This is a genomic window from Paenibacillus ihuae (assembly GCF_001368795.1).
Classification (GTDB): Bacteria; Bacillota; Bacilli; order Paenibacillales; family Paenibacillaceae; genus Paenibacillus_AQ; species Paenibacillus_AQ ihuae.
Genome location: NZ_LN831200.1, coordinates 368543 through 395474 on the forward strand (window position 1 = coordinate 368543; position 26932 = coordinate 395474).

The window sequence follows — 26932 nt, forward strand, 5'->3', positions numbered from 1 at the left end:
TTAACCAATTCTTACGGACTCAGATGACTCTATTGGCGGGATTCCGGACACAGACGCGGCTTAGCGGACTCCAGCGCCGTTATTTGCTATGGAATTGTCCAAATCAGCGCTTTTCAGCTTACTTAACTGCATCTGTGTCCGTAAGGGCGCTAAAACGCAGAATAATCAACAACTAGCGTCTCCTGGGTCCGTTAGCGAAGGGAGTAAAGCAATAATCGGAATACGGGAATGCGGGAATGCGGGAATGCCGAAACACAAATGGCAAGAGGAGCAACTGTCGAGCGATAAAGTCGCGGGTACAAAGAATAATAGTTAGTGGGAGCGGGACCCAATTTCGGCGTTGATGGAGGGGTTTCGGCGAACGTCAGGCAGTTAACCAATTCTTACGGACTCAGATGACTCTAATTGCGGGATTCCGGACACAGACGCGGCGTAGCGGACTCCAGCGCCGTTTTTGCTATGGAATTGTCCAAATCAGCGCTTTTCAGCTTACTTAACTGCATCTGTGTCCGTAAGAGCGCTAAAACGCAGAATAATCAACAACTAGCGTCTCCTGGGTCCGTTAGCGGAGGGAGTAAAGCAATTGCAGGAATGTCGGAATGCGGGAATGCGGGAATGACAGAAGCACAGATGGCAAGAGGAGCAACTGTCGAGCGATAAAGTCACGGGTACAAAGAATAATAGTTAGTGGGAGCGGGACCCAATTTCGGCGTTAATGGAAGAATTTTGGCGTGTGCTAGGAAGGTAACCAATTCTTACGGACTCAGATGACTCTATTGGCGGGATTCCGGACACAGACGCGGCGTAGCGGACTCCAGCGCCGTTATTTGCTATGGAATTGTCCAAATCAGCGCTTTTCAGCTTACTTAACTGCATCTGTGTCCGTAAGGGCGCTAAAACGCGGAAAAATCAAGAACTAGCGTCTCCTGTGTCCGTTAGCAGCAGCCACAGCCTAAACAGCAGCCACAGCCTAAAAAAGCAGTGCCCCTCCTGATCCCAGGAGAGCCACTGCTCTGTTTTATTCCGGCGGTTAGGATCAGCTTCTGCTTAGCCTAGCTGCATAGTAGTTACGCAAGTATCATTTTTCTCGAATGTAGAAATGTCAGACTCGGCTTTTTTACCATTTTGTTCAATGGTAACGTGATACGTCTTATCCCGCGGGAGCCACAGATCGATAAATCCGTTAGGCTGGGATTTCACCGTTTCGTTGTCCATTACCGGATTGCCTTCGGCGTCTTGAACGGATATGTTAAACTCTTGTTCCACCATCTCACCCTGACAACCGGTCAGGCTATGGGTTGCGCATGGATGGGTTTTGTTGACGTAAGGTGCAATGGAGACAAAAAACTCATCGCCCGGCAAGCTATAGGTAGCCGATGTGCCGCCGCTCTCTTTGACGATCAGCTCAGTTGATGAAATGGAAGCCGATTCAGCGGTGATACTGCGGTTGCTGTAATCGTGTACCAGCTGTTTAAGGGTTTGGGTATCCGCCGGGCTTGGGCCTGCACTTTCCCGGGCGTTATTTTCTGCATACAGATAGGTTCCTAAGCCAATGACTACGGCTAATCCGGCAGTCAGCAAGACTTGTTTCCTCATAGAATGTCATCCTCCAGTCTCTCTACTATTATTATAGTCCAGGGAGCACTCCTGCAAACAAGACGAATCTATGACAATATGCCTTCCTACTGCCCGCCCTCCGCTCTGGCCGCCACCTCAGCGTACTCCTGCATGATCAGACTGCCGCCGCTGGATTTCCATTTATCCACTTCCTCCTTAAACTCTGCAGCATTGATATTGCCGATAATATAATTGTAAGTAGCATCCACAATGATCGTTGAGAGCTCCACATTCTTTTCATCAAACGTCGGGGAGCTCAGCGTGAGTGTCGGATCGTCCACGAGAAACTGTTCGTTGTCTTGGCTCAGCTGATCCGCCAGGGCGGTCAGCTGCTCTTTTTGCGCCACCTCCATGACGTTCTTGTTGCTGATATCGGCGATCATCAGAGAATAGAGCGGGCTGACCTCATTCACCCGCAGCTGCGAGGTTTCCTCAGGCAGAATAACCTTCCCGTTCTCGAGTTTATAATGGCGGCCTTCGATTCCGTACCTCATCAGATTTGCTACGTCCTTGTCCATCGTCCGGTCAAAAAAGCGCAGCACCTGCTTCAGTTCCTCTTCCGTCGCAATCGCTTTTTTGGAGAAGAGATACAGCCCGTTGTAGTTGGGAATCGACCATACTTTATAGCCGTCAGGCCCTTTAATCCGGTTGATCAGGGTAAGCTCGGCCAGCGGATTAATCACCTGTGCTTCAATGGACAGCCGCTGCACATCCGTCATGCTTCCAATGAAGACCCCCGCAGTCCCGCGGATGAATTTATCCCGCTGCACTTCCTTGCTGGTCAGGGCGAAGTCCTGATTGATGATTTTTTCATTATATAGCTTGCGCATGAAGTTCATCGTGTCCATGTATTGGGGCGTCGCGAACTCCGGGATGAACTGCCCGTTCTCCAGCTTCCAGTTATTCGGCGTACCGAAATAAGAGCTGAGCGTTTTGAATACACCATAGACCAGATCATTGCGGTCAACCAGGCCGATCGTGTCCCGCTTGCCATTGCCGTCCGGATCCTTATAGGTAAACTGCTTCATAACCTCATACAGCTCATCCAGCGTTTGCGGTTTGCTTAGCTTAAGATGATCCAGCCAATCCTTACGGATGATGATCCCCTGCCGGGAAGAAGGCCGCTCGGTATACAGGCCGTAAATTTTGCCGTCCACGGCGGACTGGCTGAGTATCGCAGGATCGAGCTGCTGCAGATTCGGGAATTCCTTAAGATAAGGGCCGATTTCCCAAAAAGCGTCCGAACGGACCGCCGGTTTCACCAGATTATAATCGGTAAATTTAACAAACGTAACCTTTCCCAGCGAATTGGTCGTCAGGGCAGTGTTCATTTTATCTGTATAGACGCCTTCAGGTACCCAGGTAATATTGAGCTTCACGCCAGTGAGCTTCTCAATTTCCGTTACGATATCCTTCGAAGGGGTTTGCGGAAAATGCAGCGGAGCCAGAATCGAGATCGACGACGGAGTCTGGCTGGGAAGCGGCTGAACAGAATTCACATTACTGCAAGCGCTTAATAAAAAGGACGGGAGTAAGATAAGCAGACAGAAATACCGGACTGCCGTTCTCCGTGCGAGGTCTCTATGCATTCCTAGTTCCTCCTAAATAGAAATAATCTTACGTATTATGTATTGATATAACTGCCAATTATTGAATATTATTCAAACTGTAGTCATTATTAGAGATAATGATTATTGCGGCACCAGATGATTATTGTTATTATCCTTCGTGATGCATAAACTTAAAGCAGGCTGTTTCTACCTAAAGTAAAGGTGCTGAATCCAGTGAAACACTTAAGCTTCCTAAGTAAATTAACCTTATTCACCTTTGTAATCAGCACGCTTCCTGTGCTGTTCATCGGTTCTTTCTCTTATCTCACATCCTCCAGCGAAATTCAAAAAAATGTTAACAAAAGCAAAAAGGAACTCATTTTACAAATCAACTCAAATGTAGAGCATAAGCTGACTACTGTCAACCAGACCCTGAACCAGGTCGTTAATTCTTCTGTACTTAAAAAAGCATTGAATAACCCGCTAAATGTAAGCGATTTCATTTTATATAACGACCTGAGAAACGAAATCCGCAATATGCAGTCCTTTGACACGAAGCTGGAAGATGTGATTCTGCTGAATCAGCGGGAAAACTGGATGATCAAGAATTCCGGGCTCTACCGTCTGAATGAATACCAGAATTATGAGCAGCTTGCCAATCTGATGAATGTGCCCGACTCCACCTCCTGGGTACTCAACCCCTCTTCCCTGTTCTACAGCGAGGAGAGCATTAACGTTACAGGTTGTGATTACAGCATTAGTCTGATCAAGAAGCTGCCCACCTCCAAGCTGCAAAAGTACGGGCTGGCCGTTGCCAATATCCCTGCCTGCAGCCTTCAGGATTTCATCAACTCTGAGATAGATCCGCTGGACAGTATTATTGTCCTCGATGAATCCGGCAGAATATTGCTGCACCCGGATAAGACGCTGATCGGCCAGCCTGCCGTTGCGAGCGGATTTACGGATTTCCCGCTCGTTTCCGGCAAAGCAAAGCCTACAGGACAATTTAAGACCGTCATCGGTAAACAGGATTACTCTGTCACTTATTTGCGTTCGCAGCTGAACGGCTGGACCTACCTGTCGGTAACTTCCATTGAAGGATTGACCAAGGAGTCGGGCAAAATCGGGACATACACAATCATTGTCTGTGCTATGATGCTGCTGTTGTCCATTCTGCTCGCCTGGCTCGGTTCCCGCCGCATGTATACTCCAATCGAACGGCTGCTGAATCAGATGGGGCTGCGCAGGCCGGGAATTACAGCAAAGTTTAACGATGAGTTCCAGTCGATCGGCGAGCAGATGCATCATTTATTCCAGTCCAAATCACAGCTCGAAAAGGAGCTGAACCAGCATCTCCAGCAGGTGCGCACCTTTTTCCTGACAAAAGCCTTTCAGGGCAATATAAGAAAGCGCGAGCTGCTTGAGGAGCTGGAACAATACGGCTACCAGCCCTTAGTGGAAGAATGGAGAACAATGGCCGTCATTACGCTCAGCATCGACTTTTCTGCAGAGACCAGCTATGACAAAAAGGATCTCCACCTGCTGCTGTTTGCCGCCCATAATATGATTGAAGAACTCGTTCCGCCGGAAGGCAGACTTGCTCCGGTGATCATCGACCACGCCGTTGTCACGCTGATTGGAAGCATGGAAGATAATGCGGAATCTTTTCACCAGACACTCTATGCCTTGACGGAGAATCTGCAGCAGGAAATTAACAATTACCTGAAGCTGCAGGTCAGTATCGGGTTAAGTCTGCCTTTTCACAGCATCGATAAACTGTCTATTGCTTACAAGGAAGGTCTCGAAGCTTTGAAATACCGGATCACACTTGGCAAAGGCATCATCATCCAGTATGAGAATATCAACTCCGGCAAGCACTATCTCAATTTGAACTATCCGACACATACCGAAAATGACCTGATGGATGCCATCAAGCTGGCCGATACCGAAAAGGCGAAGGAGCTGCTGCATAAGCTGTTTGCCTGTATTTTTAAGCTGGGGCTGTCACCGCAGGAATACCAGATTCCGCTGACCCGCCTGCTGGGTAATATCCTCATTATGATGCAGGAGTCAGGGATTAGCCTGAATCAGATCTATCATGCGAACGGTTCGTTATTCGAGGAGCTGACCGATCTGCATATTGTCGCCGAGATCGAAGACTGGTTCTGGAGTATCGTGATTCTGCCGATGATCAAGATTTTCCACAGCCGGCAAAATGCCCAGTACCATAATATTTCCGAGAAGATTATCGACATTGTGCAGCATGATTATGATAAGGATCTGACGCTGGAGGAATGCGCATCGCGGCTTCATTATAACGCTAACTATATCAGCAGTGTCTTCCGCAAGGAGACGCAGTATTATTTCAGTGAATATCTCGCAATGTACCGGTTCAAAATGGCCAAAAAATGGCTGGAGGAAACCGATATGCCGATCAAGGACATTGCCGCGAAGCTCAGATACAATAATTCGCAGAACTTCATCCGCTCCTTCCGTAAGCAGGAGGGCATGACGCCGGGCCAATACCGTGACAACGCAAGCTCCCGGCCCAAAGCGGTACCGGATGATTACTGAGTAAGGGCGTTGCGCGATTTTCTGGATCTGATAAACCAAAGAACACCAGCTGCGAGAATCAGTATAAGGCCTCCGCCTGCGACCAGGATATTCTTAATATCCGGTACATATACTACCAGGCGGAGCGGCTCGGAATCCGCCAGCGTAATGCGCCAGGTTAAGGTGTTTCCCTCTTGGGAGACTGCATTATTCGCTCCATATAAGTCATAAGGCAGTGTTAATTTAAAATTAACAGCCAGGCTCTGCATCAGCAGCCTTGCCAGTGATTTCGGCATGTTCAGCGTTCCAATGCCGTCTATGATCTGATCCGAATACGCATTCAGCTTCGGCCGGGCCACGATATCATACTTGGTGTACAGCCATTTGTCTGCTGTAACGACCTGTGTATCCGCAATATCCAGACTCCCGGCATTCGCCTGCATATCCTCGAAGGAATCATACGACTTCAGGACTTCATATTTGGTGGATTTACCGCTTGGGCTCTTGTTCAGTTGAATCCCTGCGGCAGTAAGTCTTGTCGTCAGCACTTCCTCCAGCTTGCCGCCGACCATGGATTCCGCCCGGGCATCCAGCAAAATGCTGAACGCTAAATCTAGACCCCCGTCCTTCTTCACAGTCATATGCGCCGTTCCGCTGGCACAGCCGGCCAGGAGAAGCAATATGAACAGGATTAGCATGGTAAAACATAATCTTATCCCTTTCACTCTCATCCCTCCCGTTGCTTCTTATCTCTATTCATTATACATAATCACGAACACAAGTAAGACCGCAAGCCACCGGTAATCCGGATGCCTGCGGTCTTTTGATTTAACAGCGTTTATTTTTTCAAATGATAGGGAACTGTAGTAATAATTACATTTCTGCGGTACAGCAGATGAGCGCGGATCAGCAGGCTGGACTGGTTATGGAGAATGTTATGCCAGCCCTTCTTGGGTATGAACTGCGGTACGATTACAGTCACCTGATAATTGGACTCACTTGCCTTGCGCTGAACCGTATCGATAAACTTGGTCAGCGGATGGATGATGCTGCGGTAAGGCGAATACAGCGTCACTAGCCTGATCTCGGGGTGGAACTTCTTCCACTTCTCTTCAAATATATCCTCATCATCCCGCTCAAACGGGACATGTACAGCAATAATCTGATCGGCGGACAATGATTGCGCATAGCGCAGCGAGTTCTCCACCACATGGGTAATCCCGGCAACTGGCAGGATGATAATATTGCCTTCAATCGCCAGAGGCTCTTCTTCACAGGTTGAGATCCGCAGCTGGTCAGCCACTGCCTCGTAATGCTTGCGGATCCGGTAAAAGAGCAGGATGATCAGCGGCAGGAAGACCAGCACCGGCCATACCTGCGGGAACTTGGTCAGGAAGAACATAATGGTAACAATGAAGCTGATTAATGCGCCGGTCGTGTTGATAATCAGCTTGCTGACCCAGCCTTCCGGCTTCTGGCGGATCCATTTAATCATCATGCCGGTCTGGGACAGCGTAAAGGGAATGAATACCCCCACCGCATACAGCGGAATCAGATGCTCCGTGCGTCCCTCGAAGGCGATGATCAGAATAATCGAGAGGATTCCAAGGCTGAGTATACCGTTCGAATACCCGAGCCGGTCACCGCGGACCGTGAACATTCTCGGGATAAATTTATCCTTAGCCAGATTAACCGCCAGCAGCGGAAATGCCGAATACCCCGTATTCGCCGCCAGAATCAGAATCAGAGCCGTGGTCCCTTGGACAAAGAAATACATGAAGTTCCGCCCAAAGACCTGCTCAGCAATCTCAGAAACGACGGTCACCTTTTCATTCGGCGTTATCCCATAGTAGTATGCCAAGATCACAATTCCTGAAAATAACAAAGCCAGCAGTATACCCATGGCAGCGAGCGTCTTGGCCGCATTGTTCGGCGCCGGTGTCTTGAAATTGGGAATGGCATTGGAAATCGCCTCAACCCCGGTCAAGGCTGAGCTGCCCGACGAGAACGCTTTTAGCAGCAGAAACAGGCTGATCCCTGCTACTGGTGTACCTATAGGGGTATGAAGATCTGCCGGTACGTCTCCGGATACAATCCGCAACAGCCCCATTCCGATCATTACCAAGATTGCAAGCACAAACAGATACACAGGGTAGGCCAGGAATGATGCTGACTCCGTGACCCCCCGTAAATTCAGGGTCGTTATCAGCAGAACAAATAGGACGGCGATAATTACATTGGACGAATGCAGGCTGGGAAAAGCTGAAGTAATCGCATCCGTACCCGCAGATACACTTACGGCAACCGTTAATATATAGTCCACCAGCAGTGAGCCTCCGGCCACCAGACCGGGATATTTGCCCAGGTTCTCTTTAGACACAACGTAAGCTCCGCCGCCATGAGGGTAAGCAAAAATGATTTGCCGGTAAGATAAAATCAGGGCCGTGAGCAGTACAAGAACTCCAATGGCTATAGGAATCGAATACCAGAACGCAGCCGTACTGAGCGTAATCAGAACCAGCAGAATCTGCTCAGGACCATAAGCAACCGAGGATAATGCATCTGATGATAAAATAGCCAGTGCCTTTTTTTTGTTTAATTTCTGGTCGCCCAATTGATCTGATTTCAGCGGTCGTCCAATCAGGAGTCTTTTTACCGAAATCATCATCTGCCTCACCCGACTTTTTTTTAAGTTATATTACCCAGAAAAGCATTGATTAAATTCAACCCATAATATACATTTCACCAAGCAATTGCGCAACAGATTAATTCGGGGCAATTTAAAGCCAGTCCTCGGCAAGCAGCTGTTTCAGCAGCTGTACCTGCTCCGTACCGATCCGCGCGGATATTTCCTGCTCAATTCCCTGCTTGATCTCCAGCATCCTCCGGCACACATCGATTCCTTTTGACGTCAGGATGATATATTTATCACGGCTGTTCCCCTGCACCTGAACGGTCTCCACATACCCCTCGTCCAGCAGCACATTGATCGATTTTTGCGCTCCCTGGCGGGAAATACTGATTTGCCGGCTGATTTCCGAGATGGATAGCCTGCCGTGCAGCTCCAGCTTTGCCAGAATATGCGTTTCAGTGTGATTCAGCGGATCACCGCTCAGTCCAGTTACTTGTTCCCGCAGAACCTTATGTTTCTCACTGACCAGGTCAATCAGATTTAAATCGCGGATGTACTCCTTCATGTAAAGGTCCTCCAATAATAGGATGCAAATTCAGTTTGAATGATCGCTTTAATATTTGTCAACTTGGTTGACAATATTCCACCCTCCTGCTAATATAAGTGAAGCGTGAACACTTAACTTTAAGGGAGTTTGAACAATGGGTAAAAATAAAAAAGAAGCACTGATTTTCACCAGTATGATGTGCTTCTTAATGGTCGTCGGAATGAGCTTTTATAACGTAATTCTATTCAATGGTGCAACTAATAAAGTATTCCTTGAAGTTGCTGTCGGCTTGCTGCCGGCACTGATCGTCGCATTATTCCTGGACATTGTTGTCATCAGCAAAATCGCCAAAGGACTGGCCTTTAAGCTGGTTAAACCCTCCGATCCAATGATCAAAAAAGTGCTGACCATTTCCGTCTTCATGGTTTGCGGTATGGTTATCTGCATGTCCCTATATGGCACACTAGCACACTACGGATTCGGAGACAACTTCCTCCGTCACTACCTGTCCATCCTCGGACTTAATTTCATCTGTGCCCTGCCGCTCCAGCTGCTGGTGGTCGGACCGCTGACCCGCTTCCTGTTCACAAGAATTTTCCCGGTGAACACTGCGGTGCAAAGCGCATAAGCATTGCTTGATCCGGCAGATTATTGGGTAATAATGGATATCATTCTGCCAGGAAAGGATGTTGTGCCGTGCTTACCAAAAAGGATGGTATCTCCCTCTTCGTTCTTGTCGCAGCTCTTGTACTCATTAATATCTTCGGCTCATCCCTGGATTCGCTGATGTGGGACAAATTCACCTTGCTGATGAACTGTTTTCTGGCCCAAGGCGTGTTCATCACGCTCTTGAATCTGTTCAGGCCAAGTGTTAACCGCAGACCGTCCATCGGTTTAATCCTGCTGTCACTGCTTACCGGACTCATCGCTCTCGTAATTATTATCGCTTCCGAGATGAGCCTGCTGAATCAGATTTTACTAATTTTTCTCCAGGCCCTGGTTACTTACGCCGAATCCCTGCTGCTGCGCAAGGAGCTAAAGGGAGAGAATGGCCGGCAGATTTAAGCTCTATATCCATCACAGAAACAAACAGTCCCGTGTGCATTAGATCTGCACCGGGACTATTTGTCGTAATACCATAAATCTTTCTGTTGTAATGAATTCATATTGAAAACTTCGGAGAGATTTAGAAATCCAGATACCACTTCTGAGCGTCCGCACCGGGTTGAATGGCCGCCAGGGTCAGGCTCAGTCCATCCTCAGAGACAGCCAGCGCCAGATGATTATGAACAGAGAGGATGACCGCTGAGCCGTCCATATTCTTTTGGATGATCCAGCGCTGATTGTTGTAACCTAAGTAGGAATAGAGCTGGATTACGTTCCGCTCCGTGTTCAGATCAAGGGCCTGGCCGGAAGCCGTGCGGATGGAGTAAGAACCTGCTTCATCGCCCGTCGGCACGAACGTCCACTTTTGATCTGACGCTTCATGGGTATCGCTGACCGTGACGGGTTCACCATTTACCTGGTTAGCCGCATACACGGATTTCCGGAATACTTCATTTACCACGCTTGAGGTCATCAGGCTCGCTGGAACCGCTCCGCTTACATTTACGTTCTGATAAGAAGCAGAACCCCCGAATACATGCAGTCCAAAATGGCCTGCCGCAAAGGTTCCGTCGTGCACATCCATGATCCGATCCCCTCCCAGGTACACTGTAATATGCGGTCCGTCCGCTTGTATCTTTAAACGATACGTACGTTCCGGAAGAATAAAGGCTGGAAACTTCGCCAGCACCTGCCGTTCTTCAAAACGCCCGTCTATTTTATAGAACAGACGGACCGACTTCATATTCGGGTCCAGATTGAGGTAATAACCGCTGCGCCCGTCCGGGCTTGCCCGGAATAGGAGGGAGCCCGCTCCACCGGCCTTGCCGAGCTTCATCTCAGCTTCATAAGTGAAATCGCCCGCCTGCTCCCCGGCAATATAATTCGCATCGCCGCCGGTGTAATTCCCGCGGATACCGTCTTCACTGATCAGCCAGGAAGCCATGGACAGATCTTTGGTCCAGCCGCTGAGGTTAGTACGGAACTCCCCTCCGGAGACTTTCACTTGAACAGTTGCAGATGCCTTTCCATTTGGAGTGGATACTGTAATGACGGCCGCCCCTGCTTTTAACGCCTCAATCACCGCCTGGGAATTGCCTGCCGCCTTTATGTTGACGGCTTCCGGATTGCTGGACTTCCATTTCAGCGGCTCTGTACCTCTGCCGGGTCCATTTTCCAGGGCCGCCTGCAGCGTTTCTATATGCCCTACACCCAGTTCATGGTCACGGGTATCCATGACAATCCGGGTGGAGAGAACCGGCTCAGAATTCCACACCGACCCCAGTTTATTTACTTTCAGGGAGACCATCTTCACATTGCCGCCCTTGGTATAGAAACTCATTCCCCGGCTGGCCGGGTCCGGAAAAATGACATCCGAGAACACGGACTCCCCGTCATTCACAAACACCTCAACTGAGGATTCATCCACCAGAATACGCAGCCTGATCCGGCCGTTCTCCGTTATCGCCTGCGTTTCATGACTGGTACTGAACAGGCTTGAGAAATCAGTTATTCCGGAAAGGGAACGGTCTACAAACACCGTGCTTACGCCCGGCTTGTAGCCCACAACCGTCTTCTGGTCAGCACCAGCACCCTCACGCACGTTAAATCCGAATTCTGATACACTGCTGCCGGCGGGAATCTCCACCTCAGCTTCGATTTCGTAGGCACCGGAGGTCAGGCCTTTCAGCAGATTTGGCGAAGAGGGGCTGACATCCTTGTTAGACGCCGAATAAAGTGCGCTGCGCAGCAATTCCAGCTCTTTGACCGGACTCTGGGCAAGCCGTATCCCGTCACCCGTCTTCACCAGGGTCACTTCTCTCGGGATCGTCAATTGTCCCTTCCAGCCTAATGTAGGAAAGGCGAACGGATAATCCCAGTTTGACATCCAGGCCAGCATCACTCTGCGTCCATCCTGCATGTCAGAGAAGGACATGGAGGCATAGAACTCTTTGCCAAAATCAGTTCTCAGCACGGTTCCAGCCGGATTATCATTCACGAACTTCCCTTCGGCCGTCAGACTCCCCACGAAATATTCCGCATCCGAACCGCCCGTTGCCTGATTCGCTCCTGTACTGATCATGAGTACCCATTTCTTCTCTGTTGTCCCCTGAACCGTAAGCGGGAACAGGTCTGGGCATTCCCACACACCGCCACGGACATATTCGCCGTAACCCCAATTGTCAGTCAGCGTCCAGTCAAGCAAATTCGTTGAGCTAAAAAAACGGATATGATCGCCGCCTGACACGACCATAATCCAGCGGTTATTCACCTCATCACGCACTACCTTCGGATCACGGAAATCCCAGCCTCCAGGGTCCTCTCCGCTTCTTCCGGGGTTCTCAATAACAATAGGACGATCCTTGGCATATTCCCACGTGCGCCCCTGATCCTTGCTGTAAGCCAGACCAATCCGCTGATTGCCGTTAAAGGCATCCGGATTAAAGGAAGTATAGTAGGCGAGAAGCCCCTGGCCGCCCGAATCCGTGAATAGGCCTGAGGCATTATTCAAATCTGCTACAGCAGCTCCAGACCAGACATGCCCGTAATCATTCCAGGGAAGGGCGATAGGAAGGCGCTTCCAACTCAGCATATCTTTGCTGACTGCATGCGCCCATGTCCCCCCCATCCTGATGAAAGAGATGATATTCCCCGGCAAAATAGACCAGGCCGTTCGGATCACTCACAGAACCGCGCATCGGTGTGTAATGATACTGCGGCCGGTATTTTTCATTATTATAGCTAGCAGCATCTGTCACATAAGTATTCTGAAAATAGGCGGTCCCGCTGTTTACTACAAGGCCTGCGTTCCCGTTTGAGTACGAACTATCCGTAACATCAATGGCCGCCGGAGTATATCCATCTACAAAAATTTGAATCCTTTCCCCCTTCGCATGTACCTCTACCGCATGCTTTGCCCCTGCCGGGCTCGGATAAGTACGTGCTGAGCTTGCGATGACCGTGCCGTTCGCTTTGATTAAACGGACGCTAAGCTGATCCGCCTCCCTCACAAGAGAAGCTTCATATCCGCTTAATCCGTCAGCAGAGGACCGGAAAGCGAGGCCTGCAGTCCCATCGTCAGGAAATGAAATCTGCCCCTCGTACACCAGATCGGCAGCCGGCTTGTTATAGATCAGCAGTGCCTTGCTCTGATTGGCGGAGGTCCCTTTTTTACCGCTAAGATCAGGCTGCCACTGCCCTGTACTTGCCAGCACTGTCTCCAGGTTCCCCTGCAGATCGCTTACGGTGATATTCTGGAACAATGCAGCCCCATCCCAGACATGGAGTCCGAGCTGCCCGGAGCGATATGCCTCGTCCTCAATATCCATCACAGGCTTGTATTGATTTCCCCAATATACCTTTAGTGAGGGGCCGTCTGCCTTCACCTTAAGATGATAGATTTCGCCCTGGACCAAGGGAATCTGGCGCTCCTCATTTAGCCTGCCTTCCCCGCCGCCAGCGTCCCGTAAACGGATCATGCCTGCCTGAGGTAGGATTTGCAGCATGTAGGCCTGCTGCCCATCCCTACTTGAACGGAATAGCAGCGTAGCCTCAGGCTCTCCCTCCTTAATCATTACGTCAGCTTCATAGATAAAGTCATCCGCAGTGGTCTGCGATAACGCCAGCACATTTTCCTGCGGGTCCGATGTCAGCAGAAGCCCTTCCGCTGTGTTCTCCAGCCTGCCTTTTCCGGCCACATGCCATCCCATCAGGTTGCTGTTTAGATTGGTAGCGGTTTCAGAAATAGACATTCCCTCCTTTATCTCTTTGGCGAACGTCTCATCTGCAGCCAGGGCCCAGTCTGTCTCACGATTAACTGTAATCATCGAAGTCACCAAGATTCCCGCAGTGAGCAGGAGGTTTAATGTGAATTTTGCTTTCCGGTTCATCCTTTCCCCTCTTTTCCTGTAAATGATAAGTCCTTTTGAAGAGAAAGGCCGGCTTGTTACGTATGCATAACTGCCGACCTTGCTTGTTGGTTTATATAATTGAAGCTTGATTGCTTATCGCTGATAGTCCCAAGGCCAGAGCGCCGCATAACCCCGCCTGCTGGCCGAGGCCCGGCGCAACAATGTACTCCTCTATGTGATCCAGAATCGCACTTGAACTAACATACCCGTTCAGGTTCCGGCGTACGGCCTCCCGGATCAGGGGAAACAGCTGCGGCTGCTGCATCACACCGCCGCCCAAAATAATCTTCTGTGGAGAGAGCAGTAAAACAGCATCTGTTAAAGCCCCTGCAATATAGAAGGCCTCCATCTCCCATGCCTTGTGATCCGCCGGAAGCTCATGACCCTTTTTCCCCCATCTGGCTTCAATCGCAGGACCCGCCGCCATTCCTTCGAGACAATCCCCATGATAAGGACAGATCCCGGCAAAATCATCTTCCGGATGGCGCCTCGTCAGCACATGCCCGCCCTCGGGATGTACAAGACCATGGACTAACCGGCCTTCCGCATATACACCGACACCAATACCCGTGCCTACGGTCATGTACAAGCAACTGGACATGCCCTGGGCAGCCCCCCATTTGACCTCGCCATATACAGCTGCGTTAACATCCGTATCCCAGCCGAACGGAACAGGGAAGACTTGCTTTAGAGTCCCGAGCAGGTCATAATTCGCCCAACCCGGCTTAGGCGTGGTCGTAACGTAGCCGTAGGCCCTGCTGCCATGAGCGATGTCGATCGGACCAAACGATCCAATGCCGATGGCTTCTACCCCTTTACCTTGAAAATAATCAATCACTCTGGGCATCGTCTGATCCGGATGTCCGGTCGGGAAGCTGATCTGATCCTCAATCCGCCCGCTTTCATCACCAATCCCGCAGACAAATTTCGTTCCGCCTGCCTCAATCGCTCCTATACGCATGTAAGTTCCTCCTCCCGGTTACTGGTTGCTGCCGTCTGCAGCAGATGAGGCCAGCTTATAGATATCCAGCGAAAGGAACACAACCTCTTCATGTTCTGCAAAAGCAGCAAGACCGGCGGATTCAGGCTCAGGGAAAATCAGATCCGTAAGGACTGCCTGCCCCCCGCTCGCGAACACCTCAACCGAGGAACGATCCACATAAATACACAGATCATAGACAGCATTCGATGCCGCAAGCTTTGCGGAATGGAGCCCCGGGAACAGCTCATGAAAGTCCATCTTCCCGGAGGCTGTGCGGTCTATATACAGCTCTTCCGTTTGCGCGTTTATCCCGGCGGCGGTCTGCTGCTTGGCACCTGCTTTTACCCGGAAGCCGGCAGACGTACCAGGTGTGAGCTTTGCCTCAATAACGTAAGCATCCAGCTGAAGGCTGGCACAAGCCGCATTGATCTCTTGTACAGAAACATTTGTAAGGGACAAGACTGGGATACGCGCTGCTTCCAGCTCTTTAGCAGGCTTCTGAATGAGTGTCGCTTCCCCGTTTCTCGTTTCCAGCGTTAGCTCCCGGGGAATGGTCATCGCTCCGCGGAATCCTTCCGTCGGTGTCTGCTGAGCATACATCCAGTTGCTCATCCAGCCGATGAACAGGCGTCTTCCGGCTTCCTCGGGAAGATCCGACCAGCTGACTCCGGCATAATTATCCCTGCCGTAATCCACCCAGCGGATGTGCTGCGAGGCTTCGTCAGGAGTGAATACCGCTCCGTCGAAGTCACCTGTGAAATACTGTGTTCTTGAGCCTTCCTCAAAGGCCGGATCAGCGCCGATGCTCACGAGCATCACCCATTTGGTGTTATCCTTATCCCCATCTACAGCGAGCGGGAACAGGTCCGGGCACTCCCATACCCCGTCATGTGAACCAATGCCTGCGCCGAATTCGCTGGCAAAGGTCCAGTGAATCAGATCAGGCGAATGATACAGGCACACTGTCTGGCCGCAGGCTACGATCATCACCCACCGGCTCCGTTCTTTATCCCAGAACACCTTGGGATCACGGAAATCAATGAAGCGATCATGGGTCAGCACCGGATTTCCGGCGTATTTAATCCACGTTCTGCCGTTATCCTTGCTGTACGCAATACTTTGGTACTGTACCGGAGGTTTTCCTTCCGGCCTATTCAGGTGGTGTGTGAAGATTGCAACCAGCCCCGGCTTATCCTCAAAAAATCCCGTTGTATTCTTCCAGTCAACAACGGCACTGCCCGAGAAGATCATGCCCAGTTCATCCGGCACCAGCGCGATCGGCAGCTCCTCCCAAGCAACCAGATCCCTGCTCACCGCATGGCCCCAGTGCATCTCCCCCATAGTCATTCCATCCGGGTGATGCTGGAAGAACAGATGGTATTCGCCCTCGAAATATACCAGCCCGTTCGGATCATTCATCCAATTTTGCTGAGGTGAAAAATGATAGACACCCCGGTAGTTTTGTTTGGTTATCGCTGACATTATGATTTCTCCTTTTCTCCTGGATAGATTGAACCGGGAAGTTTAGAGCAAAGGTCAGTCGCAGCTGTGGGAATGCTTGGCTTCCGGCCGCTAACAGGATTGCACTTAGAGTGAACTTGTGATTTTTTATTTAGGGGATTGGCCGCGGCTGCAGGGAATGTTTGGACTTCCGGCCTCTGTTGTCTTCGAATTTCTTGATTAGACCGCTGTTCGCGGTTGAAATCCGAAGACAAAGGCGGACGCTATCGCTCCTACAGTTCCAAAATTCCCCTCCGCCACTTTTCCCCTATTTCTGTTTTTCAAGTTCAATCAATGTGACCTATCCTTCTGATGCCGGCTTTCAGTTCCAAGCTTCCCCTCCGCCGCTTCGCTTCCTTTCCTCAAGACTCCAGTTCAATCTAAAATATTTTTATATTTATATTATTTTTGCGTTGCTCTGTCGTAGCCGCCCTGCTTGATCTTCAGCCATTCCTGCAGGCCCAGGCGGTCCAGCTCTTTGAGATAGTCATTCCACTCTGCATCGATTTTGCCGTTCTGGTACCACTCGGTGCGCATTCTGAGCACATAGGCGAACAAGTCGGTTTCAATGGTCGTCAGGCGGTCCAGCTCGTCAATGGAATGGAATACGCTCGGCATAACGTTCTCGGCCTTCATTTTTGGAGCCATGATGTTCTTGATGATATCCATTCTGCCCTTGGCATCATCCGGCATGGTTGTATATTTATTATAGTAGGAATCCAGGATGGCCAGCGGTCCGCCGATGCTTGTTTTCTCGCGCAGCTCAACCGGAGCAGCACCATCCAGCGGCAAATGCTTCAGCATGCCCTTGGCTTCATCAAATTCGAAGATGTTCTGCTGGGTATCATCCCCGTAGGTTCCCCAGTTGTTTTGTACGGACTGGATTGGGTCATACAGCTGATCCACCCACTTCGCCGTGGTTTCCAGGTTTTTATTCGCACTGGTCACGACCATTTTACCGCGTCCAAGACCCAGACCGTTCGTACGGGTTACGTTGATTTCACCGTCCGGGCCAGCCAGCGGCGGCATAACTTCATAAGCATCGTTCGCTCCGGAGATGTTCGCTTTATCCCAGGAGAAATAGAGGCCGTACTTCTGATCCTTCCCCTTAGCCAGGTAAGTACTCCAGTCCTGGGTATACGCTTCGATATCAATGAGTCCTTCTGTATACAGCTCGTGGATAAACGACACCGCATTTTTATAATCTTCCTGCGCAGCCGTAAAGATCACCTTGCCGTCATTGCTTACGACCGCATGGTCAGGGTTTTCACCGAGTCCGAACGAACCAAACAGGAAGGCTAAATCCTCCGCTCCCGGCTTATTAATGAAGGACAGAGGAATTTCATCAGCCTGACCGTTGCCGTTCGGATCCTTTGTCTTAAAGGCAATCAGCACCTGCTTCAATTCTTCCGTCGTTGTCGGCATCTTGAGGCCCAGCTTATTCAGCCATTCCACGTTGATCCAAGGCATACTGTCCACCGCCTGGATTCTTTCTTTGCCGTTCCCCAGCTCTTCGATCCATGGGAAGGCGTAAATGTTGCCGTCAGGTGCTGTGATCATGCTTTTGTATTCAGGGGCTTCTTCCAGCACTTTTTTAAAATTAGGCATATTCTGCTCGATCAAATCATTCAGCGGGATGATGGTGCCGTCCTTGGCAAGCTTCAGCAGCTCATAGTCACTGTAGTCGGCATTAAAAATCGCATCAGGAAGATCGCCGCTGGCAACGGCCAGGTTTCTTTTTTCCACAAACACATCTCTGGTGAAGTTTTTCCAGTTGATATGCACATTCGTTTTTTCTTCGAGGCGTTTATTGATCAGCTTGTCATTCGGGTCGGACGGGGCCAGCGGGGAGCTTTGGGTAATGAAGTTCAAGGTCACTTTCCCGTTTGGATCCTGTTTTTCACTGGCAGCGTTACCTCCTCCGCCCCCGCCGCCGCATGCGGCAAGGAACATGAAGGAAGCAAGGACAGAGGCAGAAGCTGCTTTTGACAAAACCTTTGATCTTTTTGATCTTTTCATCTGATATGACCTCCAAAGTAATAATGAATGAAAGAACCTTATCTATGTGCAGTCCGCTTCCTATTTGATGGAGCCGACCATGACACCTTTCTCAAAGTACTTCTGGAAAAACGGATACATAATGATCAGCGGCAGGCTGGAGACAACGATCGCGGCATATTTGATGATTTCAGACAAACGTTTCATTTCCGCTGCAGCCAGCTGATCACTGATCATGCCGGGGTCTACCTGATTCTGGATCAGGATGGAGCGCAGAACGAGCTGCAGCGGGTGAAGGTTCGGATTATCGAGATAAATCATGGCATCAAAGTACGAATTCCACTGGCCGACAAAGGCATACAGTGCAAGCACAAAGATGATCGGTTTAGAGAGCGGCAATACGATGCTGAAGAAAATCCTCATCTCCGAGGCCCCGTCCACATTGGACGCCTCCTTTAGCTCGTTCGGCACACCTTTGAAGAAGGTTCTGGACAAAATAATATTCCATACATTGAAGGCCCCCGGGATAATGACAGCCCACACGGTATCCAGCAGTCCCAGATTCTTAACCAGCAGGTAAGTCGGGACAAGCCCGCCGCCAAAGAACATCGTGAACAGGAACAGGGTCATGAAAAAGCCTTTCCCCTTCATCCGGTCATCTGACAGGGCATACCCGGCACAGACAGAGACCATCACGGTCAGAACAGCAAAGGAAGAGGCATAAAAAACAGCGTTTGCAAATCCCCGGAGCATCGCAGGATTGGTAAGGATCATCTTATAGCCTTCAGTGGACCAGTCGGAAATCTTGAACGACAGCCCTTGGCTGAGCAGGACCGACGGGTCCATGAAGGAGGCGATCACCACATAAATGAGCGGAAGAATCACAATCAGCACGGCCAGTGTCAAAAAGGCGGCGTTCAGTGCGAGCATAAAACGGTCCAGCCGCGAATGTTTTACGAACATGACTTGTTGCTCCTTTCTTAGTAAAGACCTTCGCCCTCATTCAGCCTCTTCACTGTGAAGTTCACCGTTAGGAGCAGGATGACGTTGATGATTGAGTTAAACAGCCCCACTGCAGCTGAGTAAGCATAGTCACCTGACTGAAGGCCGATTTTGTATACATAGGTCGGGATGATCTCCGAGGTCGGGAGGTTCGTGGCCGTCTGCATCAGATAAGCCTTTTCAAATCCGATCGACATGATACCGCCCGCAGCTAGGATAAATACAATGGCCATAATCGGCCGGATGGTCGGAAGATCGATATGACGGATTCTTTGCAGAAGGTTCGCGCCGTCTAAGTTTGCTGCATTATGTAACTCAGGGTCCACGTTGGCCAGCGCCGCCACATAGATGATGGAAGCCCAGCCCGCACCCGTCCATATATCAGACAGAATATAAATCCAGCGGAAGTACTCCGGCCGTGACATAAACATTACCGGTTCACCTGTTATCCAGCTAAACAGCTGGTTAATCGGTCCTGTCGGGGATAAGAAGATGAACAGCATACCCACCACGACAACGACGGATATGAAGTTAGGGGCATACAGGAACAGCTGGATGTTCTTTTTCACTCCGGCCCGGCGGACCTGATTGAGCATCAGCGCAAGCAGAATGGGAACAGGGAAGCTCAGAATCAGACCGAAAAAACTCAATTTAAGCGTATTCATAAAAATAACTTCGAAGTTCGGAGAAGACAGGAATTTCTCGAAGTTGTACAGTCCCACCCATTCACTGCCCAGGATGCCTTTGACCGGGCTGAAATCCTTAAAGGCGATAATCGCACCATACATAGGACCGTATTTAAAAATTAAGGTCAGGATCAGCGCCGGTGACAGCATTAAATACAGGAAATAATGCTTCTTGAAATATTCCATCAGGGAACTCTTCCGCCTAGCCGCCAGTTTTCGGTGATTCACTTCTATTGAGTTGTGCAATGCCTTTACCTCCATTCTTTACATGGTTTATAGTTCACTGCTTCAGGGATGCCACTAAAAAGGCTTACATTTTGGCGCATATGCCCTCTGGTTCTTTTACAATTTAACAAAGACCGCTGGATCAGTCAATACATTTTGTAAAAATAAATTTGTTCATTTGACTATTATTTTGCTCGTAAATGGCTTGTTTAGATTGTCAAAATTCATAAAAGACTAATTCACGGTGCAAAAAGGTCCTTATTTCAACCTAATACACTCAAAATGACTGCCGTTCAAGAACGTACTAGCAAACATTCACAATAGAAAATGTAAACTAAATTGTGCATTTGTAAAATTTAGATTGCTATTTTGAGAAAACTATTATACATTTAAGGGAGTGAAACGAAGAGAATCAATACTATAGAGGTGAACCTACATATATGGCACGGGGAAAAGTAACGATACAGGATATCGCCGATGCGCTGGGGATCTCCAGAAACACGGCCTCCAAAGCTTTGAACGGAACCGAAGGCCTGCCTGAAGAAACCCGAAACAAAGTCATCAAGAAGGCGATTGAGTTAAAGTATAAACAATTTTCTTTGATGGAACCGGAAACCGTCCTGCCGAAGAGCTCCCGGAATATCGCTTTATTAACAGAAAATCTGCCCAACACCTCCCACTTTGGATCGACGTTGATCAGTGGCCTGGAGAAGCGGATCAGTGCCGAGGGGTATAATCTGTCGATTCACATTATCCGGGAGATTGACCAGAAATCGCTGTCCCTTCCGAATAATTTCGATGTCGCTAATGTGGACGGTATCATCTGTATCGAACTGTTTAATTTGGCTTACAGCAATTTGATTACAAGTCTTGGAATTCCGACGATCTTCATCGACTGCTCTGCACATGTCTGCTACCCGGATTTCCGTGCGGATGTCTTGTTAATGGAGAACGAGCACAGTACGTACCAGCTTACCAAAAAGTTGATTGATGGCGGTTACACGACCTTGGGGTTCATCGGGGATTATAATCATTGCCGGAGCTTTAATGAGCGGTGGGTAGGGTTTAACCGCGCGCTGACCGAGGCCGGAATCCAGCTTGATCCTGCACAGTGTGTTCTGGATGAGGATGATCTTTTTTTCGCCAGCCAAGGCTGGGCGGAAGAGAAGCTGAACGGCATCGCGGAGCTCCCGTCCGCTTTTGTATGCGCGAACGATTATATCGCTGTGAATTTTATGAAATCGCTTAAGAATCTGAATCATTCTATTCCCGGCGATATTGTCGTTTGCGGATTTGATAATGGTCCGGAATCGAAAATTATTGAGCCGCACCTGACCACCGTTCATATCTACAGCAATGAAATGGGTGTCAAAGCTGCCGAAATGCTGCTGTCCCGGATTAATACTCCAGAACAGCCTTATCAGGTCTCTCATATCTATACGAAACCGGTCTATAGAGCATCAACACCGGATATTAAAGAATAGCCGCTAGTACCGGCTGATCCGCCGCTGCTCAAGCTTTTTACTGGCCTGCTTATAGACAAGGTAGGTCATCTCACTCAGATTCACGATCCCGAGGGCCCGTTCGCCGGGAATTGAATACGTATTTGAGCCCATATCACAGTTCATCCGGGCGCCGTCATAGCAGATCCTTTCCACCGGCGTATGGCCGTGAATAACCGGCTTCCCCCCAGTGAAGGCGAGCAGTTCTGAACGCGGCACCTGATAGAAATCAAATTCATTCATCCATAGTATATCCCGGTTCTGCTGCTCCAGCGGCTGCCTGGTATCCAGTCCGGCGTGGGTATACACATACTCGTCATCCTCAAAATATACAGGCAAAGAGTATGCCCATTCCATGTGCCCGCGCCGGATGGTTTCATCAGCCCAATGTGCATCAAAACTCTCAAGTGTCTCCTGCCCGCCATGGCTAAGCCAAAGTCTGTCTCCGTGCTTAAGATAATCCCCCATCATCTCTTCATGATTGCCCATCAGCACATGGACTCGCTCCGGAAATTGCTCAGCCAGCTGCCGGATCAGCTTCACTACCCCGCCGGAGTTATCTCCGCGGTTAATCATATCTCCTCCGATCACCAGCTGGTCAACATTCAGCTCTACTCCCGCCTGCTTCAAGAGCAGCTTCAAACCCTTTTCATCGCCGTGAATATCAGTCACAAAAAATTTCCTCATTCCTGTCCTCCCTTCTCAGGTTCACTTTATAGCTCCTATCATATCAGCCGCGGCAAGGCTTCGCCTTTACCATTTTGCAACTACTTTGCCGGCAGGTTGGGATATACTAGCCACAGATGAACCAAAGGAGATTATAACTTATGAATAAATCCGCTTTAAGCGCCCTTCTCTTCTTAACCTTAATAGCCTCAGGCTGCGGTGCCCCCAAGGCTCCCAGTGATTTGCTCCGGGCCCCCTCACAGGGCAGCGCCGATGGGACCATTACCAGTGTCGTGAAATCTTTTCTCCCGGCTAATGCCCACCTGACAGTTCCCGTCCATTCCGAATCCGGCAGCGCCATCCAGCTCCAGGATCTCGATAAAGACGGCCAGAATGAAATTCTGGCCTTTTATAAAACAGACAAAACCGACTATGAGATCAATACGCTTGTCCTTAGCCAAACCGGCGGGGACTGGAACAAGCTGACCACAATTACCGGGGTGGGCAGTCAGCTGGATTATGTACAGTTTGCAGATGTTACTGCAGACGGGCAGACGGATATGCTGCTGGGTTTCAGCGGCGGCCAGGGACTCAGCAACGAGCTGTCTGTCTACAGTCTGAATAGCGGCGTGCTGACCGAAGTGCTTAAGCAGGCTTATGATTATTTGGCGGTCGGCGATCTGACTGGGGAGAGAAAGACAGATATCGCCCTATTCCAGACAACCTTTACCACGGACATGCAGCCGGTTGCCCGCCTGCAATTATTACGGCTGAGCGGGGGCAAGCAGCAGAGCCTTGCCGACCAGACGCTTGACGGGGCTGTGATTCAGGCTGTATTCGCTAAGGCGGCGCCAGCCGCCAGCGCATTGTTCGTAGATATGGCCATTGGTGCCCATTCTTCCTATACCCTGCTCCTGACTTGGGAAAATGGTAAATTTATTGATATACTGGCAACAGATAATTATCATCATGCAGAGCTTTCGGACAGCAAGGATATTACACTGGCACCCTTTACACCAGGCCCAGGCGGTAAACTGGGAGAGAACAATATGGCGGTCAAGGATTACCCGCTGTACAGCTCGGACGCGAACGGTGACGGTATTGTTGAGGTCGGATTCCTTGTTCCGCCTGCCGGAACAGAGAGTATGGCTCCGCTGGCCACTCCGTTTATCACCAAATATTATCAGTGGGACGGACAATCGGGTCTGAAGTTCACGGAAGAGAAGTTCGACAGATGGGGCTTCAACTTCCATATCCCACAGAACTGGAGAGGGAAATACACGCTTGAGACTGCCGGGGAATCTCCTGTCCCGTGGGAGAGTATCAGCTTTATCTACCATGATCCCGCATCCGGAGAAGAGGCTGCGCTGCTTGAACTGCGCCTGCTCACCAAGCAGGACTGGCAGGCCGCAGAAGCTGTACTGAAGGCACAGAAAAGGTCCTATCAGCTGCTCTATGAGCTTCAGAATACAGAGGATACTGCGGCACCGACGGTGCTCATTGCAGTGCTGCCGCCGGCGGATGCTGCCAGTAAGCTGAGCGGTGCTTCCCTTACGGAGTATAACCAGCTTAAAATATCGCTTACAGAAGTCCGGCAGCTGGCCGGCACACCGCAGCAGCCTTTGCTATAACAAGGAGGGTCTCCATGAAGGTGCTGGTATTGGAAGATGAAAAGCCTATACGTGATTTTCTTCAGGTGAATCTGAAGCGTGCAGGCTTTGAGGTTGCCGAAGCAGCCACTGGCGAAGCCGCATTGGCGGCCGCCCGGGAGCAGCGGGATTTTGACATCGCTATTCTGGATCTGATGCTTCCCGGGATCAGCGGATTTGAGGTATGCGCACACCTGCGCAGGGAATTCCCCCGGCTGGGAATCATTATGCTGACCGCCAAGAGCCAGGAAATCGATAAAGTGATGGGGCTGGATTCGGGTGCCGATGATTATGTAATCAAGCCCTTCAGTCCGGTTGAATTACTGGCCCGGGTCCGGTCATTATACCGGCGGATGTATCCGGGGGAAGAGGTGCTTCAGGAGAACAGCATCCAGCTGCCCCCCTTTACCCTTATGCTTGATGAACGGAAATTACTGAAGAATACGGCCGAGATTCCTTTGACGCCGACGGAATTCTCCATTGTCCGACTGCTCATGGAGCAGCCTAACAAGGCAATGAACCGGGATGATATTCTGACCTCGGTCTGGGGGCAGTATTTCATGGGGGAGCTTAAGATCGTTGATGTAAATATCAGCCGGATCCGGCAAAAGATCGGCCAAGACGCCTCCGGGCCGCAATATCTGGAGACGGTGTGGGGATTCGGCTATCTATGGAGGGTACAACATTGCTGAAAGGTATCAGGTCCCGACTCATACTCTATATAACTATTGTCCTGCTCCTGATCGTACTGCTGCTGGAAGGGGTGTTTATTGTGGCTGTCCACTACTTTTATCTGGGCAGTGCGATGGAGACGCTCTCCTCACGGGCCACGACCTCCGCTACCTTTTTCAATAAGTATCTGGAAGGCTATTCGATCAATGAGCGGGCTAGGTATATTCTGGAGAATCTCTCCCCTGAAGAGAGCAGCAAGGTTGAGGTGCTTAACACTGCCGGCAATGTCATAATCAACTCTTTCGGCTTCTCCAGCTCAGAGCTGATCGATACTCCTGACGTCAAATCTGCTCTAGCCGGCGGTAAGGGAAGCTACCAGAGCCTCACGCCGGTGAACGGTGAACGGATTATGGCTGTGTCCATCCCTTTAAGGGAATCCGGAATGAATATCGGTGTGCTTCGCTACTCTATTTCTGCAGAGCCTCTATACCACGTGATCCTCAAAATCGTGCTGAATGCGGTTTGGGTTGGGTTGCTTGTCATTCTGTTCGGCTTTGTGCTCAGTCTGCTTATCGCCAAGCGCATCGTAGGTCCGATTCAGCAGCTAACCTCAGTAGCCAAAGAAATGGCTACCGGGAACTTTGCAGCCAAGGCGGCGAAGCAGCATGATGATGAGATCGGCACGCTCGCGGTCACACTCAATTACATGTCTGAGGAAATCCTCAAGAGCGAAAAAATCAAATATGACTTCATCTCTTCCGTCACGCATGAGCTTCGTACTCCCCTAACCTCAATCAAAGGCTGGGGCGAGACACTGCTTATGGGTGATTTGTCCGATAAAAAAGAGACCCTGCAGGGTCTCGAGGTAATGACTGGAGAGACGGACCGGCTAATCGGCCTGGTGGAGGATCTGCTCGACTTCTCCAAATTCCAGGCCGGTGAGATTACTGTTGAGCTTCAGCCGTATGATCTTAGAGGACTGCTTGAGGATCTGCTGCTGCAGTTCAGATACCGCGGGCAGACGAAGCAAATCCGGCTCTATGCGGATATTCCCGATCAGCCCTTGACGGTCGACGGCGACTTCAACCGGCTGAAGCAGGTGTTTGTCAATCTGCTGGACAATGCTTTTAAGTTCACACCGGCAGAGGGAGCAGTGCGTATTACAGCGGTCAGCCAGGATGCGCTGATTGTTATCACGGTAACGGATACCGGTGAGTGTATTGAGGCGGCTGATCTGGAGAAGCTGGGCACCAAATTCTTCAAAGGGAAATCACGCCAGTCGGGAAGCGGTCTGGGTCTGGCGATCTGCAAGGAAATCATCGGACTGCATGGCGGCAGTCTGCGCATCGAGAGTGAATTCACCAAAGGAACTTCCGTCATTGTAGAGCTGCCGCGTTATCAGGTTTAGCAGCAGACAGCTCTAGGGACAGCATTTAAATAGGCCGTTCAATCGTAAAAATCTCACCAATAGCTGCATAGTTATTACCCGCTAAACGGCTTACCGCCGCTAATTGAACCGGGTCGATTCTGCACTGGTCGTAGATGGCCTCGTCAATGTGAAATTGTACGACCTTGCCGATGATCAGCTCAAATCCGGGGAATTTCACCGCCTGTTCCAGTCTGCACTCCATCCGGACTTTGGCTTCCCTGACCCCCGGTACGGCAATCACCGAGCTGTCCACCGGTGTTAAACCGGCTAATGAAATTTCACTTTGATCGGGGGCAAGGGGAGCGGCGGTCATATTGACCTGCTCCACATTTTGCCGGTCCACGATGTGTACAACAAATTCCTTGGTGTCCAGTATGTTTCTCGCCGTATCCTTCAGTTTGCCCGCTGAGTGCTGGATAGATAGTGAAATCATCGGCGGATTCGAAGAGACAATATTGAAATAGCTGAATGGCGCACCGTTCAGGACCCCCTCCTCCGACACGGTCGTTACAAAAGCAATCGGTCTCGGGATAATAGTTCCCACCAGCAGTTTATAGTTGTCTCTTTCCGTATTCGTTAACGGATCAATTGCAATCACGTCGATCATCCCTTTCTTATTAGCGGTTTAGTCCAGCTCTCTTACTTGAAACGGCAGCAGGATCTGTTCAATCTTGTCTCTGTGCGGCTCATACTGTGCAGGCAGCATC

The 26932-nt window shown here is 50.1% G+C and carries 22 protein-coding genes; 7 read left to right on the plus strand and 15 right to left on the minus strand.

The genetic code is table 11. From position 1 onward, the window contains the following. Positions 1–1047: 1047 nt before the first annotated feature. Both AQR02_RS24240 and AQR02_RS24245 read right to left on the minus strand, forming a co-directional pair. Complete coding sequence (locus AQR02_RS24240; RefSeq protein WP_054942957.1) at positions 1048–1596, minus strand: CueP family metal-binding protein; 549 nt, start codon at positions 1594–1596, stop codon at positions 1048–1050. Positions 1597–1682: 86 nt separating this feature from the next. After that, positions 1683–3206 (minus strand): extracellular solute-binding protein, encoded by a 1524-nt coding sequence (locus AQR02_RS24245; protein WP_054942958.1) that lies wholly within the window; start codon positions 3204–3206, stop codon positions 1683–1685. Between the two features lie 195 nt (positions 3207–3401). Between AQR02_RS24245 and AQR02_RS24250 the strand changes: the two genes are divergently transcribed. Further along, entirely contained in the window at positions 3402–5741 is a 2340-nt protein-coding gene (locus tag AQR02_RS24250; protein WP_054942959.1) for an AraC family transcriptional regulator, read from the plus strand. Here AQR02_RS24250 and AQR02_RS24255 read toward each other — a convergent pair. The 3 genes from AQR02_RS24255 to AQR02_RS24265 all read right to left on the minus strand — a co-directional run bounded on the left by AQR02_RS24255 (position 5735) and on the right by AQR02_RS24265 (position 8917). Next, complete coding sequence (locus tag AQR02_RS24255) at positions 5735–6445, minus strand: hypothetical protein (RefSeq protein WP_148449195.1); 711 nt, start codon at positions 6443–6445, stop codon at positions 5735–5737. The genes AQR02_RS24250 and AQR02_RS24255 overlap by 7 nt on opposite strands. 113 nt (positions 6446–6558) lie before the next feature. Next, entirely contained in the window at positions 6559–8388 is a 1830-nt protein-coding gene (locus AQR02_RS24260; protein WP_054942961.1) for an APC family permease, read from the minus strand. A gap of 112 nt (positions 8389–8500) precedes the next feature. Next, positions 8501–8917 (minus strand): MarR family winged helix-turn-helix transcriptional regulator, encoded by a 417-nt coding sequence (locus AQR02_RS24265; RefSeq protein ID WP_054942962.1) that lies wholly within the window; start codon positions 8915–8917, stop codon positions 8501–8503. A 136-nt stretch (positions 8918–9053) separates the two neighbouring features. Here AQR02_RS24265 and AQR02_RS24270 point away from each other — a divergent pair, with 136 nt between their 5' ends. After that, positions 9054–9527: a DUF2798 domain-containing protein gene (locus tag AQR02_RS24270; RefSeq protein ID WP_054942963.1), complete on the plus strand. Its 474-nt coding sequence runs from the start codon at positions 9054–9056 to the stop codon at positions 9525–9527. 68 nt (positions 9528–9595) lie between these two features. After that, positions 9596–9964, plus strand: coding sequence for a hypothetical protein (locus tag AQR02_RS24275; protein ID WP_054942964.1), 369 nt, complete (start codon positions 9596–9598; stop codon positions 9962–9964). Positions 9965–10085: 121 nt separating this feature from the next. Here the strand turns inward: AQR02_RS24275 and AQR02_RS24280 are convergent, their stop codons facing one another. From AQR02_RS24280 to AQR02_RS24305, 7 genes are all read right to left on the minus strand, one after another. Next, positions 10086–12596 carry a GH32 C-terminal domain-containing protein gene (locus AQR02_RS24280; RefSeq protein ID WP_342447495.1) on the minus strand — a complete coding sequence of 837 codons (2511 nt, stop codon included), beginning with the start codon at positions 12594–12596 and terminating at the stop codon, positions 10086–10088. Then, entirely contained in the window at positions 12553–13893 is a 1341-nt protein-coding gene (locus AQR02_RS35380) for a 3-keto-alpha-glucoside-1,2-lyase-like domain-containing protein (protein ID WP_342447496.1), read from the minus strand. Before AQR02_RS35380 ends, AQR02_RS24280 begins: the two co-directional genes overlap by 44 nt. 91 nt (positions 13894–13984) lie before the next feature. Further along, a complete protein-coding gene (locus AQR02_RS24285; RefSeq protein WP_054942965.1) occupies positions 13985–14875 on the minus strand; it encodes an ROK family protein in 891 nt (296 codons plus the stop codon). An 18-nt stretch (positions 14876–14893) separates the two neighbouring features. Beyond that, a complete protein-coding gene (locus tag AQR02_RS24290; RefSeq protein ID WP_054942966.1) occupies positions 14894–16378 on the minus strand; it encodes a glycoside hydrolase family 32 protein in 1485 nt (494 codons plus the stop codon). Positions 16379–16798: 420 nt separating this feature from the next. Further along, positions 16799–18415 (minus strand): ABC transporter substrate-binding protein, encoded by a 1617-nt coding sequence (locus tag AQR02_RS24295; protein ID WP_054942967.1) that lies wholly within the window; start codon positions 18413–18415, stop codon positions 16799–16801. 60 nt (positions 18416–18475) lie between these two features. Beyond that, the gene (locus AQR02_RS24300; protein ID WP_054942968.1) at positions 18476–19357 is read right to left on the minus strand and encodes a carbohydrate ABC transporter permease; all 882 of its coding nucleotides are present in this window, start codon (positions 19355–19357) and stop codon (positions 18476–18478) included. Positions 19358–19374: 17 nt separating this feature from the next. Continuing rightward, positions 19375–20268, minus strand: a complete 894-nt coding sequence (locus AQR02_RS24305; RefSeq protein ID WP_245237719.1) for an ABC transporter permease — start codon at positions 20266–20268, stop codon at positions 19375–19377. Between the two features lie 479 nt (positions 20269–20747). Here AQR02_RS24305 and AQR02_RS24310 point away from each other — a divergent pair, with 479 nt between their 5' ends. Continuing rightward, positions 20748–21791 (plus strand): LacI family DNA-binding transcriptional regulator, encoded by a 1044-nt coding sequence (locus AQR02_RS24310; RefSeq protein ID WP_054942970.1) that lies wholly within the window; start codon positions 20748–20750, stop codon positions 21789–21791. A gap of 3 nt (positions 21792–21794) precedes the next feature. On the opposite strand, the gene AQR02_RS24315 is transcribed toward AQR02_RS24310, so the two are convergent. Then, entirely contained in the window at positions 21795–22496 is a 702-nt protein-coding gene (locus AQR02_RS24315; RefSeq protein WP_054942971.1) for a metallophosphoesterase, read from the minus strand. 140 nt (positions 22497–22636) lie between these two features. Between AQR02_RS24315 and AQR02_RS24320 the strand changes: the two genes are divergently transcribed. Genes AQR02_RS24320 through AQR02_RS24330 form a run of 3 tightly spaced genes read left to right on the plus strand, consistent with a single transcriptional unit; the run spans position 22637 to position 26204 of the window. Continuing rightward, entirely contained in the window at positions 22637–24106 is a 1470-nt protein-coding gene (locus AQR02_RS24320; RefSeq protein WP_054942972.1) for an FG-GAP repeat domain-containing protein, read from the plus strand. Between the two features lie 14 nt (positions 24107–24120). Next, the gene (locus AQR02_RS24325) at positions 24121–24816 is read left to right on the plus strand and encodes a response regulator transcription factor (protein ID WP_054942973.1); all 696 of its coding nucleotides are present in this window, start codon (positions 24121–24123) and stop codon (positions 24814–24816) included. Beyond that, positions 24810–26204: a HAMP domain-containing sensor histidine kinase gene (locus AQR02_RS24330; RefSeq protein WP_342447497.1), complete on the plus strand. Its 1395-nt coding sequence runs from the start codon at positions 24810–24812 to the stop codon at positions 26202–26204. Before AQR02_RS24325 ends, AQR02_RS24330 begins: the two co-directional genes overlap by 7 nt. 25 nt (positions 26205–26229) lie before the next feature. On the opposite strand, the gene AQR02_RS24335 is transcribed toward AQR02_RS24330, so the two are convergent. Both AQR02_RS24335 and AQR02_RS34820 read right to left on the minus strand, forming a co-directional pair. Next, positions 26230–26823 (minus strand): flavin reductase family protein, encoded by a 594-nt coding sequence (locus tag AQR02_RS24335; RefSeq protein ID WP_054943003.1) that lies wholly within the window; start codon positions 26821–26823, stop codon positions 26230–26232. Between the two features lie 27 nt (positions 26824–26850). Then, the coding region (locus AQR02_RS34820; protein ID WP_245237720.1) for a hypothetical protein at positions 26851–26932 on the minus strand (82 nt) is incomplete at its 5' end.

Bases quoted from the DNA above. Each gene is read 5' to 3' on its own strand.
- AQR02_RS35380 (WP_342447496.1), bottom strand. From the start codon at position 13,893: ATGAACCGGAAAGCAAAATTCACATTAAACCTCCTGCTCACTGCGGGA.
- AQR02_RS24260 (WP_054942961.1), bottom strand. From the start codon at position 8,388: ATGATGATTTCGGTAAAAAGACTCCTGATTGGACGACCGCTGAAATCA.
- AQR02_RS24285 (WP_054942965.1), bottom strand. From the start codon at position 14,875: ATGCGTATAGGAGCGATTGAGGCAGGCGGAACGAAATTTGTCTGCGGG.
- AQR02_RS24305 (WP_245237719.1), bottom strand. From the start codon at position 20,268: ATGGAATATTTCAAGAAGCATTATTTCCTGTATTTAATGCTGTCACCG.
- AQR02_RS24280 (WP_342447495.1), bottom strand. From the start codon at position 12,596: ATGCTGAGTTGGAAGCGCCTTCCTATCGCCCTTCCCTGGAATGATTAC.
- AQR02_RS24240 (WP_054942957.1), bottom strand. From the start codon at position 1,596: ATGAGGAAACAAGTCTTGCTGACTGCCGGATTAGCCGTAGTCATTGGC.
- AQR02_RS24295 (WP_054942967.1), bottom strand. From the start codon at position 18,415: ATGAAAAGATCAAAAAGATCAAAGGTTTTGTCAAAAGCAGCTTCTGCC.
- AQR02_RS24245 (WP_054942958.1), bottom strand. From the start codon at position 3,206: ATGCATAGAGACCTCGCACGGAGAACGGCAGTCCGGTATTTCTGTCTG.
- AQR02_RS24265 (WP_054942962.1), bottom strand. From the start codon at position 8,917: ATGAAGGAGTACATCCGCGATTTAAATCTGATTGACCTGGTCAGTGAG.
- AQR02_RS24310 (WP_054942970.1), top strand. From the start codon at position 20,748: ATGGCACGGGGAAAAGTAACGATACAGGATATCGCCGATGCGCTGGGG.
- AQR02_RS24270 (WP_054942963.1), top strand. From the start codon at position 9,054: ATGGGTAAAAATAAAAAAGAAGCACTGATTTTCACCAGTATGATGTGC.
- AQR02_RS24300 (WP_054942968.1), bottom strand. From the start codon at position 19,357: ATGTTCGTAAAACATTCGCGGCTGGACCGTTTTATGCTCGCACTGAAC.
- AQR02_RS24325 (WP_054942973.1), top strand. From the start codon at position 24,121: ATGAAGGTGCTGGTATTGGAAGATGAAAAGCCTATACGTGATTTTCTT.
- AQR02_RS24320 (WP_054942972.1), top strand. From the start codon at position 22,637: ATGAATAAATCCGCTTTAAGCGCCCTTCTCTTCTTAACCTTAATAGCC.
- AQR02_RS24290 (WP_054942966.1), bottom strand. From the start codon at position 16,378: ATGTCAGCGATAACCAAACAAAACTACCGGGGTGTCTATCATTTTTCA.
- AQR02_RS24315 (WP_054942971.1), bottom strand. From the start codon at position 22,496: ATGAGGAAATTTTTTGTGACTGATATTCACGGCGATGAAAAGGGTTTG.